Origin of the sequence: Lysinibacillus sp. 1 U-2021, assembly GCF_029916965.1 — a bacterium.
GTDB lineage: Bacteria > Bacillota > Bacilli > Bacillales_A > Planococcaceae > Lysinibacillus > Lysinibacillus capsici.
Map to the genome: position 1 here is coordinate 2,049,413 of NZ_CP123966.1, position 13,362 is coordinate 2,062,774.

Annotated in this window: 17 protein-coding genes; 3 read left to right on the forward strand and 14 right to left on the reverse strand. The window is 39.4% G+C overall.

Annotated elements, in window-relative coordinates; genetic code table 11:
* Positions 1 to 111: 111 nt before the first annotated feature.
* Positions 112 to 1,128 (reverse strand): GPR endopeptidase, encoded by a 1,017-nt coding sequence (gene gpr, locus QH639_RS10410; RefSeq protein WP_131520525.1) that lies wholly within the window; start codon positions 1,126 to 1,128, stop codon positions 112 to 114.
* Between the two features lie 163 nt (positions 1,129 to 1,291).
* Between gpr and rpsT the strand changes: the two genes are divergently transcribed.
* A complete protein-coding gene (gene rpsT, locus QH639_RS10415) occupies positions 1,292 to 1,540 on the forward strand; it encodes a 30S ribosomal protein S20 (RefSeq protein WP_004226906.1) in 249 nt (82 codons plus the stop codon).
* Between the two features lie 95 nt (positions 1,541 to 1,635).
* On the opposite strand, the gene holA is transcribed toward rpsT, so the two are convergent.
* Entirely contained in the window at positions 1,636 to 2,646 is a 1,011-nt protein-coding gene (gene holA / locus QH639_RS10420) for a DNA polymerase III subunit delta (RefSeq protein WP_281116031.1), read from the reverse strand.
* 165 nt (positions 2,647 to 2,811) lie between these two features.
* On the opposite strand from holA, the gene QH639_RS10425 reads away from it, so the two are divergent.
* Entirely contained in the window at positions 2,812 to 2,949 is a 138-nt protein-coding gene (locus tag QH639_RS10425) for a YqzM family protein (RefSeq protein WP_004226902.1), read from the forward strand.
* A 28-nt stretch (positions 2,950 to 2,977) separates the two neighbouring features.
* Here QH639_RS10425 and QH639_RS10430 read toward each other — a convergent pair whose 3' ends face one another.
* The 12 genes from QH639_RS10430 to QH639_RS10485 form a co-directional block, all read right to left on the reverse strand.
* On the reverse strand, positions 2,978 to 5,254 hold the full coding sequence (locus tag QH639_RS10430) for a DNA internalization-related competence protein ComEC/Rec2 (RefSeq protein WP_281116032.1): 2,277 nt from the start codon (positions 5,252 to 5,254) through the stop codon (positions 2,978 to 2,980).
* Positions 5,255 to 5,268: 14 nt separating this feature from the next.
* Entirely contained in the window at positions 5,269 to 5,838 is a 570-nt protein-coding gene (locus QH639_RS10435; protein WP_237898279.1) for a ComE operon protein 2, read from the reverse strand.
* Positions 5,839 to 5,943: 105 nt separating this feature from the next.
* Positions 5,944 to 6,570: a helix-hairpin-helix domain-containing protein gene (locus QH639_RS10440; protein ID WP_259419329.1), complete on the reverse strand. Its 627-nt coding sequence runs from the start codon at positions 6,568 to 6,570 to the stop codon at positions 5,944 to 5,946.
* 258 nt (positions 6,571 to 6,828) lie between these two features.
* Entirely contained in the window at positions 6,829 to 7,566 is a 738-nt protein-coding gene (locus QH639_RS10445) for a class I SAM-dependent DNA methyltransferase (protein WP_237898281.1), read from the reverse strand.
* Complete coding sequence (gene rsfS, locus QH639_RS10450; protein ID WP_004226890.1) at positions 7,567 to 7,911, reverse strand: ribosome silencing factor; 345 nt, start codon at positions 7,909 to 7,911, stop codon at positions 7,567 to 7,569.
* Positions 7,908 to 8,480: a bis(5'-nucleosyl)-tetraphosphatase (symmetrical) YqeK gene (gene yqeK, locus QH639_RS10455; RefSeq protein ID WP_281116033.1), complete on the reverse strand. Its 573-nt coding sequence runs from the start codon at positions 8,478 to 8,480 to the stop codon at positions 7,908 to 7,910. The genes rsfS and yqeK overlap by 4 nt, the downstream gene beginning before the upstream one ends.
* Positions 8,449 to 9,039 (reverse strand): nicotinate-nucleotide adenylyltransferase, encoded by a 591-nt coding sequence (locus QH639_RS10460; RefSeq protein WP_221679999.1) that lies wholly within the window; start codon positions 9,037 to 9,039, stop codon positions 8,449 to 8,451. Before QH639_RS10460 ends, yqeK begins: the two co-directional genes overlap by 32 nt.
* 9 nt (positions 9,040 to 9,048) lie before the next feature.
* Positions 9,049 to 9,351 (reverse strand): ribosome assembly RNA-binding protein YhbY, encoded by a 303-nt coding sequence (gene yhbY, locus QH639_RS10465; protein WP_048392151.1) that lies wholly within the window; start codon positions 9,349 to 9,351, stop codon positions 9,049 to 9,051.
* A 5-nt stretch (positions 9,352 to 9,356) separates the two neighbouring features.
* On the reverse strand, positions 9,357 to 10,187 hold the full coding sequence (aroE, locus tag QH639_RS10470; RefSeq protein WP_237898283.1) for a shikimate dehydrogenase: 831 nt from the start codon (positions 10,185 to 10,187) through the stop codon (positions 9,357 to 9,359).
* A 32-nt stretch (positions 10,188 to 10,219) separates the two neighbouring features.
* Positions 10,220 to 11,323 (reverse strand): ribosome biogenesis GTPase YqeH, encoded by a 1,104-nt coding sequence (gene yqeH / locus QH639_RS10475; RefSeq protein WP_054550069.1) that lies wholly within the window; start codon positions 11,321 to 11,323, stop codon positions 10,220 to 10,222.
* Entirely contained in the window at positions 11,320 to 11,841 is a 522-nt protein-coding gene (locus QH639_RS10480) for a YqeG family HAD IIIA-type phosphatase (protein WP_237898284.1), read from the reverse strand. The genes yqeH and QH639_RS10480 overlap by 4 nt, the downstream gene beginning before the upstream one ends.
* A 36-nt stretch (positions 11,842 to 11,877) precedes the next feature.
* Complete coding sequence (locus QH639_RS10485) at positions 11,878 to 12,660, reverse strand: phosphatidylserine decarboxylase (RefSeq protein ID WP_048392148.1); 783 nt, start codon at positions 12,658 to 12,660, stop codon at positions 11,878 to 11,880.
* Positions 12,661 to 12,796: 136 nt separating this feature from the next.
* On the opposite strand from QH639_RS10485, the gene pssA reads away from it, so the two are divergent.
* Complete coding sequence (pssA, locus tag QH639_RS10490; protein ID WP_048392670.1) at positions 12,797 to 13,297, forward strand: CDP-diacylglycerol--serine O-phosphatidyltransferase; 501 nt, start codon at positions 12,797 to 12,799, stop codon at positions 13,295 to 13,297.
* Positions 13,298 to 13,362: the final 65 nt, after the last annotated feature.

Below are 13,362 nucleotides of genomic sequence, written 5' to 3' on the forward strand. Positions count from 1 at the left end.
CCCCATATCGTATGGAGGGGGGATGTTAATTAGAACGAAAATAAATTTCTTGTTTTACGCATAAATAAGCGTGTTTTAGAAGGACTACTCTAAGCATTGTTTCTTCATTATTTATAAATCACTTGCCCAATCCATTAGCATAGAAGCCACTAATTTTGCATAGCGATCAATCCAATAGTCTGCTTCTTTTGGTGTAACCATCAATTGTGTGTGGGAGCCAGCGAAGGTTTCCTCAAACAGCTGCTGCCGCTCCTCCTTCGTCCATGTCGCCCATTCTCCAAATATAGGTTGTACTAACGTCATATCCAGTTCCTTGTTGATATCTGGTTGCCATGAGGATAATGAAAGCTTCGATGACGGTTTACTGCGTTCAGCCACACGAGCAGCTATCGAACGGAGCATAGTTTCTACCGCATCAGCAATTAATACAGGTGCATCTACTACAGTAGGGATCCCTATTGCTGTTACGGGAATGCCAAGCATCTTATAGGAAATCTCTTGCCGTTGATTGCCTACTCCTGAACCTGGATGTATGCCTGTATCTGTTAATTGAATCGTTTTACAGAGTCGATTACTCGCTCTTGTAGCAAGTGCATCTACTACAATGATTAATTTCGGTTGCAGACGTTCAGCAATAGCAGCCACAAACTCACCTGTTTCGTAGCCTGTTTGTCCTGTTACACCAGGAGCATACATGACAAATTTTTCATCAATGACATCTAAACTATGCAAATGGTCAATTAAATAGGGACCTATTGCATCAGGTGTAATAGTGCGATTGCCTAAACCGACTATTAAAATTTTATCGTCTTCTTGCCAAGAAAGTGCGTCATGCATTTTTTTGAAATTGACAAGCAATTCTTGTTCAAGTTGTGCAAAGCCTTCTTGATCTTCTAATGTTAGCGTAGGGACAGAAAGGGTAATATACTGCCCTTCCTTTTTACCAATTTGCTTTTCCCCTTCAGCATCTACAAGAACATCTGTAATTTTTACTCGACCAGCATTCCGATCTTCAATTTGAATGCCACTTGATTGTTCAAGCTTTTCTTTTTGCTCTTTGGTCTGATGGACAACTACCTCTTCTGATTCATCGATTAAATCTGTTCGTTGCCAATTAAAATTTTGCATACAGTTCACCTCAAGCTGTAGTTTGTTCAAACTGTCAAGTAAATATTCTTTGCATTTATCTATTGCAATTTGGCCAAGCGTTTGTTAAAATGATTTTTGTTGTATTGACACAAGAAATCAATGAGAAGATATCATCTCGTACCTAATTTAGGAGGTGAAATATATGCCAAACATTAAATCTGCGATTAAACGCGTAAAAGTTAACGAAAAAGCTAACATTGCTAATTCTCAAGCTAAATCTGCAATGCGTACTACAGTGAAAAAAGCTGAAAACGCTGTTGCTGCTAACGCTGAAAACAAACAAGAACTTTTACAAGCAGCTTTCAAATCTTTAGATAAAGCAGCTTCAAAAGGACTTATCCACAAAAACGCGGCGGCTCGTAAAAAGTCTCGCCTTGCTAAAAAAGCGTAATTGTTTAAAGGATCAGATACTCTATTAGGAGTAGCTGATCTTTTTAATTTTATAGAGAACTTAAAAAGCTGCCCTTATTGGACAGCTTTCTTTGCCTATAGTTGGCGCAATAAAAATAGCTCTAGATAGCGCTCTCGATTTCCACCAGACGATTTGAGCTGTAAATCAACCTCTGCTAATTGATATAATGCCCGTAGCAAATTTTCTTCTGAAGGCCGATGCCGTTGCTCAATCATAAGTTTGACGCGATACGGATGAATTTTTAAATTTTTAGCGATTTGTTGAGGGTGATACCCTTTTTTCAATAAATAAAAAACATTGGACATGGTACGAACATTGGATGCTAGCAAGCCCACTAACATAATAGGTTCTTGTTTTTGTCGCAATAAATCATGGTAGATGGACAAGGCTCCGACAGAGTCATTCGCCAAATATGCGTTAAGCATTTTAAAGGCATCTTGCTCTAATGTTTTTGCCACCAAATCCTCCACTAAAGAAGTTGTAATTTCGCCACCATCACCTAAATAAAGGGTTAGCTTGTCAATTTCCATCTGTAATTGTAGCATGTTGGCTCCGACCATCGTAACAAGCAATTCAATAGCATCTTGTGTAATGCTATTACCTTGTGCTTTGACAATGCCTTGAATCCATACGGCTAAATCCTGCTCTTTTGGTGTTTCTGCTTGTACAAATAATGCATGCTCTTTCATCATTTTAGTCACTTTTTTGCGTTCATCCAATTTTTCATAAGGGGCAATAAAAACCGTTACGGAAAAATCAGAAGGATTTGACAGCCATGTTTCCAATCGTTTCACATCATGATCGATTTTTTCCTTCCCTTTCTCGGTTGCCTTTAAAAACGAAGCATTTTTAGCAATAATAAGCTTACGTTCTGAGAAAAAAGGAATGGTATCTGCTTCATCCATGACTGCATCTACTGGTACTTCTTCTAAATCAAATGTGGACATCTCCAGATCTTCTTCTGGACCCATTGCCTCTTTTAAACGTTTAATGGTTTCATCTATAAAATAGCTTTCTTCACCAACAAGCAAATATACTGGTGCAAGCTCACCTTTTTTTATTGTATTCCAAACCGTTGAAATCATAATTTCCCCTCCATCTAGCAATACTATTAGTATACATGATTTCATAGTCCTTTGTGTCTTTGACCGAATTGTGTCGATTCCTTGCCAGACGGGGAAATCACCTTTTCGATATAGCTTTTATGACCATGTTGTCTTATAATAAATAACAGAATTGGAGGGATAACAATGAATCCATTTGAAGGAAAAAACATACAATGTCGACGTAACGATGCCATCGATTCTGGTGTTGGCTTCGGTGTATCATTTGGCGTTTTCACGCTTATGTTTATTATTGCAACTATAGTAGAATTTGTATCACAGTAATTGGACTTATGCAGGAGAAGGGCCTTGGTCATTGGACAAGGCCCTTTTCATTTACGCTAACGGACCAGCGATTATCACGAATACGTATTTCGATTGATCCATTCACCCCTGTTGTCCATGTCACTAAATCTCTACTGACAAAACGTTGTACTACTTCTTCATGTGGATGACCATAACGATTATGGAGACCTGCACTCAAAACGGTTAATTGGGGCTGTAGCAGCTCGACAAATTCTTCTGTGCTTGATGTCTTACTCCCATGATGCCCTGCCTTCAGCAATGTGAGATTGGCCAATAAAGGTCCATAACGCTTGATCAGCTGTTGTTCGCCATATTGCTCCAAATCCCCTGTAAATAACGCTGTAAACGCCTTTTGCTGCATGTACAGGACAAGAGAATCATCATTTCCCTCATAAAAGGCGTCATCAGGCCATAAGTAATAAAAATCTGTATCCCCTACATGCCACGAAGTCCCCTTCATTTTTTCTTTAATAGGAATATGTCGCTTATTTGCTTCGCGTAATAAATCATTCATTAAAGGCTCATTCAATGAACCAGGTGTAACGTGTATTTCCCTCATGTTAATCTCCTGTAATACTTCCTCTGCTCCCTCAATATGATCTGCGTCCGCATGCGAAGCAATAAAAATATCGATAGTTCGTATACCCTTGCCTTTTAAAAATGGGACGACAACTTGCTTCCCTACCTCATAAGGACTATCTGCTTTTTTCCACGATGCCTGCTCAAAGCGCAATACTCCACCTGTATCTATAACATAGACAGCCCGTCTAAAGGGCAATTCAATGACGATACTATCTCCTTGACCTACATTTAAAAAGGTAATCTTTGTTTCGTTATACAACATGGGTGCCAAATGAATCCCAATAACAGGGATGACAAGGATCAACATAGCTTTCCTGAACCGTTTTATTTCCAAATAATAAAAGCTCGCTAAAACACTTACCATCGCCACGCTACTCAGCCAAATAGATGGTTTGCCTGGTGACCATAATTGCCAAGGAAGCACTTGCATATAAAGGATTATTTCGGTCAGCCAATTACGCAGTGGTTCATAGCCAGCAAATAGGACATTAGCAAGTGGTAAAGAAAGATAAGATAGCACAAAGGCAATCATGTTAAAGGGTAATATAATAAAGGAAAACAGTGGAACAAAAACAATATTGACAAAAAATGAGGATAAAGATAATTCATAAAAATGATGGAGTAATAGTGGGTAAACGAGCAGTTGGCACACGAATGTGATAAAAAAAGAACGACCTAGCCAAGTTCTTGTCTGCTTAAAAATAATACCAGAATAAAGAAGACTAGCGGTTGCTAAATAGGATAGCTGGAAACCAATTTGGAAAATAACACCTGGCTCAAGCAAAACAAAGCCTATAAAGCTAATAGCTAATGCATCATCGATCGAAAGAACCCACTTAAAAAAGCGCAGTAACATCATCAATTCTACTACAGAAACAGCACGCCATACGGAAGGTGCTCCCCCTGCAATGACTCCATAAATCGGTAAGAGGATCAATAGCACGACTGTAGCCATTTCCTTGCGAACTCTTATTCTAAGTAATCCTTGAAAAAAGAGCCAAGACATCAGCGCGACATGTAGCCCAGAAATCGCAAATAAATGGGTAATACCGAGCTTTTGATAGGCACGCTGCAGTTCATCCTCCATCTGATCTTGCACCCCTATTAAAAGTGCTTGAGCCTCTGCTACAAGTGATTTGGGAAAAGTCTTCTCTATATGCTTTTTCATATTGTGTCTTATTTCGGCAAGAATAGTGAAGATGGATGTTCGTTTTCCTACATAATGCCAATTCTTGATTTCAACAACGCCTGTTGCTCCTTTGCTCGTTAAATAATTTGACATGGAAAAGGCATAAGCATGGGCAGATGGAGAGGGAGTCACAAGTTCACCTTTTGCAGAATACGTCATTCCAGTTAATGAGGTATTTTCATAAAAATTTTTCTCTTGTTCCGAGGAAAAAGTATAAACTACGTAAAGTTTTTGGCCATGTGTTGTTGTCGCAAACCCACGGAGTTTTTGCCCGTTTATTTTATAGTCACTTGACCAAGTTATAGGGAAGGTTGACGGTAAAGAGGAAGGTTCCGTCAGATGATTGATAGAAAGGAAACAATAAGTTAGGAGACCACTAGTTAGCACAAAAATTGCAAGAAAACGTGACTCACCTTTTATGGTGAGCCACAGGACTAGTAGCAGTAAAAAAATGAGTAGCCATGCTGATTTGTATACTGCAATAGCAGCTATTAGTACAGCAAGAGCTACCATAATCCATCTATGCTTTAAAGCTTGATGCCAAATAATGCACTCACCTTCTGTTCATATGGGAGCAATTTTTCAGCAGATATCCCACTCTCGCGAAGCTCGTGCAGCATTTCTGTATACAAAGCTAGCTTGTCATCTCGTAAAAAATCGATTTTACGTTCATCAAAGGGTACATGAACTACTTCTACTCCAGCTTTTGCAAATAACTCCTGTGCATATGGATTATTTTTATAATCCGTTGCGTAATACACACGTTCGATGCCAGCTTGAATGATAGATTTTGTACATGGTAAACATGGGAAATGTGTTACATACAAATCAGCACCTTTTGTCGGTGTTCCATATTTAGCACATTGCAGTAAGGCATTCATTTCAGCATGCACGGTGCGGACGCAATGGTTGTCAACCACATAGCACCCTTTTTCGATACAATGCTCGTCCCCTGTAATGGAACCGTTATACCCACCTGCAATGATGCGTTTGTCCCGTACAACAGTTGCTCCTACAGCTAGTCTTGTACATGTACTGCGTAATGCGAGTAAATGGCTTTGTGCCATAAAAAATTGATCCCAAGTAATTCGCTCCATATGACTACCTCCAAAAATTGTCTAACAAATTAACTTTCTCTTGCTTTTCTACTATAGTGTAGCCCTTTTAGAAAAGGGGCGTCAATATACCATCCTGTAAAAGCATTACTTTACAGTAATCGCATCCTTTAGCTTCTCAAATGTTTTATCACCAATCCCACTAACATTTTTTAAGTCATCTATAGTTTGAAACTGCCCATTCTCCTCTCGATACGTAAGGATACTTTGTGCTTTGGAAGGACCGATTCCTGGCAATGTTGCTAACGTTGCTACATCAGCTTTATTGATATTAATCTTTTGCTCCTTATTAGTCTCAGTAGGTAGCGTTAACAGGGAAGAGGCTTCTTCCTCTAGCTGTTCGCCCTTGATAGGAATGTAGATAACCATTTCATCCTGTACCTTTTGGGCATGATTGATCAATTGTGTGTCAGCCATCTCTGTATAGCCACCAGCAAGCTGTACAACATCTTTTATACGTTGATCTTGCTGAAGCTCATAAACGCCTGGATACATTACAGCACCCTTTATTTCCACAAATACCTGCTGCATAACCGCTTCCTCAGCAGATTCACTCAAATTTTTTTCTTCAATAGGTTGGATTGTTTCGATGAGCTCTTCTTGGGGAGGTGAAGAGTCAGAACTCGAAAAATAGAAGTAACAAAGTCCACTGACGACTAGTATGCTGGGGAATAACATACTTTTTTTGTACTTTTGCCATAAAGATTGTAGCACAGTACCATCCTTTCCTTGCGAAAGGTCATCATATGGAGTTATATATATCTTACACTATGGATGGGTGGTTGAAAATGATAAAAAAACATCAGGAGTTTCAATTTACCTGTTGAAGAGAGCTATCCTCTTAGTTATATCCAGTTTTATCCGACAATTTAGCCTCTTTATCCGCCTGTTTAAGTGTTCTATCCGCTACTTTAATCTTTCTATCCATCAAAAAAGCCACACTGCGTATTACACAGTGTAGCTCCCTTTTCTTTATTTCAGCGCACGAATAAAAATGCGTTCACTTTCCTCATCAGGTGCCTCATCTGTAAAGTCTGCTGTAATTTCCACATGACTAAAACCAATCGAATGCAACCAAGCCATATACTGCTCGATAGTGTAAGTACGTTGCACGTGCTCCTCATCAAAGCGTTCATATAATTCACTTGCGTCATCTCGTACATAAAAGGTCATTTGATGAATAACCGAATGTTCAAAGTCGGCAGGCTCCGTATGCCATATATAACTAATGTCACCATCATCATATGTGAACGGACCATCTAAAAAAATCTCATTCATTTTAAATAACGAGTGAACATCAAAAAACAGCTGACCTCCATCACGCAACGCCGCATAGATACGTTCTAATGTCGTATAAACAGAGTGCTCCTCTACCACATAATTCAAGGAATCAATTGTGATTGTGACAACATCGATTTCCTCAAAGCCATCTAGTTCGACCATAGACATACAGTATAATGGTGCATGGTAGCCTGCACGAGCAAAGCGTTCTGCGGCAATGGACAGCATCTCTTCTGATAAATCGATTCCACTGACTTGATAACCAGACTTTGCAAATAACAAGCTAAGTACACCAGTACCACAACCAATATCCAACAGTTTTGGGTACTGGCTGCTTGGTGCATGCTGTACAACCCAATCTACATAAAGATTGTAAGGAATATCCGTTTGCAGCTCATCATAGACATGAGCAAAGCGTTCGTAACTCACTTAGGCCTCTGGCATGTCTAGTTGCGGTGCATCGCCCCAAAGACGCTCTAAATTATAATAAGCACGCTCATCCTTATGGAATACATGTGCCACAACATCGCCTAGGTCAACTAGTACCCAACGAGCTCCATCGAATCCTTCGACACGGCGAATTTCATAGCCTTGTTGTTCAGCTACATCCTGTAATTCGCGTGCAATGGCTTGCACTTGGCGATCTGAGTTACCATGAGCAATGATAAAATAATCTGCTAAAAGGGAAATTCCTTGCATATTTAAAACGACAATATCCTCACCATGTTTGTCGTCAATTGCTTTGTACGCTGCTTGTAATAAAGTTGAAGTCATCCTTCACTATCCTCTCTGTTCATCATATCGTTATAACATTCTATAGATAAAGGATAAATCGGCTGCTTTGTGTCAATTAAAAATGCCAAAGTATGGCGTACACATGCACTCATCGCCTTATCCAAATTTTTTTGTGCTTTTTTGCGCAGACGATCAACTCCATCAAATCGACGGTTCGGTTCAATCATATCTGCGACAAAAATAATTTTTTCTAAACGGCTCATATTAGCCCGCCCAGTTGTATGGAAACGAATAGCATTCAACAGCTCTTCGTCTGTGATACCGAACTCACTTTGTGCTATATATGCACCTACTGGACCATGTAGTAATTCACTACCCCATCCAATTAGTCTTTCATCTAATTCTTCATCACGAACGATATTTTCCATCCACTCAATATCAGCATATTTAGCAATATCATGGAGGATAGCTGCTGTTTCAGCTTTTTTTACGTCCTCGCCATATTTATGAGCTAGGTTGATGGCCGTTTCCATCACGCCGACTGTATGAATATAACGTTTTTCAGGCATTCTTGGCTTAATCGCCGCTAAATACTGTTCGCGTTCCATAAAGACCTTCCTCTCGTATGAACGTCTCTACCGCTTCTGGTAGTAGAAATGTCACCGTTCCTCCTGTAGCCAGGCGTTCACGAATCAGTGTGGACGATAAATCGATTTGAGGTATTTCCACCATACGTATAGGGTACTCTGTTGCCGCAGCTGTCCCTGGACGTTTTACTCCGACAAACTGAACAAGTTTCACTAAATCATCTATACAATGCCATGTATGTAGCGAATCAATCATATCGCCACCGATGATAAAGTAAAATTTCACATTCGGCTCTCTTCTACACAATGCAGAAAGTGTCTCATAGGAATAGGATACGCCACCCTTCTCAAGCTCATACGACTCTACTGAAAAATAAGGAAATGGACGAATCGCACGTTTTACCATTTCAAGTCGTTCAACATTACTAGCATCAAAACGTGCATGCTTATGTGGTGGGATGGCATTAGGCATAAAGCGGATTTCATCAAGTTCTAGCGCATGAAATACTTCATTTGCCATTAAAAGATGACCCATATGTGGTGGGTTAAATGTACCTCCAAGTAAACCGACCCTTTTCATCGTCTCACCTTATTTCGTTACTTTTGGTAATACAATCTTTTTATGATTGCGTGACTCTTTATATAAAACAACTGTCAGACCGATTAATTGGACAAGCTCCGCATGAGCGCCTGTGGCTAATGCTTCTGCGACTTCATGCTTATCCTCTTCACAGTTATCTAAAATACGTACTTTAATCAATTCACGTACTTCTAATGCCTCGCGAATTTGCTTTGTCATTTCATCATTAACGCCACCTTTTCCCACTTGGAAAATAGGTGTTAAATGGTGTGCTTCTGCACGTAAAAAACGTTTCTGTTTACCTGTTAACATAAAAATTAGTTTCCTCCTAATTGCGCCTTCAGTTGCGCAATCATTGAATTTGTATTTGGATAGTTTCCTAACCAGTGTTCAAAAGCGATGGCTCCTTGATGGACAAACATTCCTAAGCCAGTGACAATCGTTGCTCCTTTTTCTTCAGCCGCTTGTAAAAAAGGCGTCATTAATGGATTATACACAATATCCGCAACAATTGCTTCTTTCATCAGCCGATCTAATGAAAATGGCATTGAAAAATTGCCCGTGGAAAGGCCAGCTGATGTCATTTGCACAATAATGCTGAAATCAGCTAGCGTTTCTTCCGCTTGTTGTAATGAAATAGCACGTCCCATACCCATTTCATCAATAATCATTTGTGCATTCGTCACCGTACGATTGGCAATGGTTACATGACAATAGCCTTGTTGCTGCATAGCAAAGGCAATGCCTCGAGCAGCACCTCCAGCACCAACAAGTAATACAGGCTTGTCTTTATGAGAAACCCCAACGGCTTCTTCCAGTGATCGAACAAATCCAATACCATCTGTATTATAGCCTTTCAGCTTTCCTTCTGTTGTTCGTACGACTGTATTCACTGCGCCCATTTTTTGTGCCAGCTCATCTAGCTCGTCTAGATACGGAATGATTGCTGTTTTATGAGGAATGGTCACGTTCCAGCCACTTGCCCCTAATGTCTTCAAACCAGCAACAGCAGATTCTAATTGATCAGGCGTTACATGTAAAGGAATATATGTCGCATCAATTGACATGTCCTCAAACCAAGCATTGTGCATGGCAGGTGATTTTGAATGTTCAATTGGATCACCCATAACTGCAAACCATTTCTTCATTTTCTAGTCCCTCTCTCTACTATGTCCTCCATTTAGATCAGCGAAGGACGAATTGAAACTTGTACACCTTTTGGGGCGTAAGCTGCTACTACTACATTCGCATGTTGAACGGTAATCCAGCCAAGTCCAGAAAATACAACATCTGTTTTCGCTTCTTTGATGGAAAATTCGTGACGAACCAATGGCGGTAACTGGTCGATAAAGTCCGCAGTTGGGGGAGCCAATAATTCTCCTTTATGCTCTTCATATAACGCATCTGCCTTCTCAAGCTTTGTACGATGAATTGGTAAATCATTTGCCACATGGATGGTAAAGGCAGAACGGTCACCCTGAATAAAATCAAATCTTGCCAATGCACCAATAAATAGCGTTTGCCCAGCATTTTGTTGATAGACTTTCGGCTTAATTTCTTTTTTCGGCATAATATATTTTAATTCACTGGCATCAATATGATGAGCCATTTGATGATGATTAATAATACCTGGCGTATCATATAATGCACTACCATCATCCAATGGAATATCTATCATGTCTAAAGTAGTACCTGGGAAATGTGAGGTTGTAATCACTTCACCCTCACCTGTTGCCTGCTTAATAATTCGGTTAATAAACGTAGATTTCCCAACATTTGTACAGCCAACAACATATACATTTTGTCCTTTACGATATTCATCGATGGCTTCCATTGCTTCTGCCATCCCTTTGCCTTTATGGGCACTGACTAATAGGACATCCACAGGCTGTAGCCCAAGAGCCTTTGCTTCACGTTTCAGCCAGTTGATAACTTTTTTTGGCTTCACTGACTTTGGTAATAAATCAGCTTTGTTGGCAATCAATAGGACAGGATTCTTCCCTACAAAACGATGAAGCCCTGGTAGCCAGCTTCCATTAAAATCAAATATATCAACAATTTTTACGATTAAGCCTTGCTGTGTACCAAGACCATTTAAAATACGTAAAAAATCGTCATCTGTTAACGATACTGGTTGAATTTCATTGTAATTTTTCAAACGGAAGCAACGCTGGCAAATGACCACATCCTTTTCTAATGATGATGGGGGTGCATACCCAACTGCTGTTTTATCTTCTGTTTGAATTGTTGTACCACAGCCAATACAATTTGGCATTTCAATCATTCTTGTTCCTCCCAAGTTATAATTCCTTTTCGTTTCAAATCATTAAAAACGCGACGTTCAATGAAACGATTCAATTTTGTTACAAGCCCATCTGATTGTGCAACAGGCTTCACGAGCACTGTGTGCAAGCCTAAGCGGTTTGCGCCCATTACATCCGTAAGGAGTTGATCTCCTACCATTACTACTTCATGTGGACGCAAGCCTAGTTGTATCAGCGCATTATAAAAAGCATTACGAAGTGGCTTTTTCGCCTTGTGAATGTAAGGAATACCTAATGGCTCAGCAAAATGCTTTACACGAGCTTCCTTGTTATTTGACGCAATAATAACACGAATACCTGATTCTTTCATAATGCGTAACCAAATGATTAGCTCTTCTGTTGCATCTGGACGATCCCATTCAACAAGTGTATTATCTAAATCCGTAATGATTCCTCTAATCCCTAATTCTTGTAACTTTTCCGGCGTAATTTCAAAAATATTCGTCACAAATTCGTTCGGTAATAAAAAATTATACAAAATAGCGACCCCTAATCTTAACGTATTATTCGACCATTATAGCATATTTGCAAAGGCTTCACCCATTCGAATTGGGCTTCCTTTTACAACATTATCCGTAAATTTAATTGTATCCTTTTCAAACAGCATCACAACAGTAGAACCAAATGAGAAATAACCAACTTCCTGCCCTTTCTGCCATTTCGTTGTTGTATTGGTAAGCACAATGGAATTCACAAAGGTTGCACCTACTTTGATAAATGCAACATGCTGATTATTTGCTGCTTTCAGCTCAGTCACTAAACGATAATTATGAGAAATTGGTTTTTTACCGTATGTAAGACCTAACTGATTCACAGGATAAGATTTCTGACCAAGTGTATATTGTCGTAAGACTTCTCCATCTATCGGGCTATGGATACGATGGTAATCAGCAGGACTTAAATAAAAAACGATAAAATGTCCGTCTGCATATTGTGCAGCTCGTTCTGTATTGCCGAGTAAATCTTGTAATGCATAAGGCTTACCCTTCACAAGAAATGTCATATCCCATTCAATACGTCCAAAGGATTCCACTTTTGCGTCCACTGGGCTGGCATAGACAGTTGGATTTTTTTCAATAGGTCGAGCTTCTTCAATAAGTTCTCTTGTAAAAAAATCATGTAAACATGAAAATTGTTGTTGTTTTTTTGAAACTTCTTCAAGGTTAATATCGTATAACTTCATGTAGCTTGGTATTATACGTTTACTCCACTTCGCTTTTGCTATTGTCTGCAAAAGATGGGAAGATTGCTTACCATTCGTTAGTTCTATCAAGCGTTGATATAGTTTTTCTTTCATACAGTAAAACCCCTATCCATTAATTTAGACTGTCAATTTTTTCGCATTCGAAGTATAATGGTACAATATCTTAAGTGCAAAGGAGTGATCCCCCTTGTTTTTTTATCACAAGTTGGTGGATACCACGGTTAAGAAAATGAAATCGCACGCAGCTAACTTCATAACAATTAGTAATATGTCCTTTGGAGGCGCGGCTATTATGGCCACTCTACATGAATACTATAGCTATAGTGTCTTGTTTATCTTTATAGCAGCTCTTCTTGATCGCTACGATGGTAAGGTAGCGAGAGCGCTCGGACAAGTGTCAGAATTAGGTAAACAATTAGATTCTATGAGTGATATTATATCATTTGGTGTGGCGCCTGCATTATTAATGTATGAAGTTGTTCTAGTTGATTTTGGTTTTGTCGGCATGATGATGGCCGTATTATTTATCGTCTGTGGCGCGATGCGTTTAGCTCGCTTCAATATTAGCGAAGCGAACGGTTATTTCACAGGTTTACCAATTACAGCCGCAGGTACGTTCTTAACTTTAACGTATTTCGCAGCTTATACGTTCCATCCGGCATTTTATCTTTTCCTTTTCCCCATTTTAGCTTTACTCATGATTAGTACATTTACGTTAAAAAAAGTGTAACAGCACATTTGCTGTTGCACTTTTTTCATTTCCCACGTCTTTTAAACATATACTGTCGAAAAATG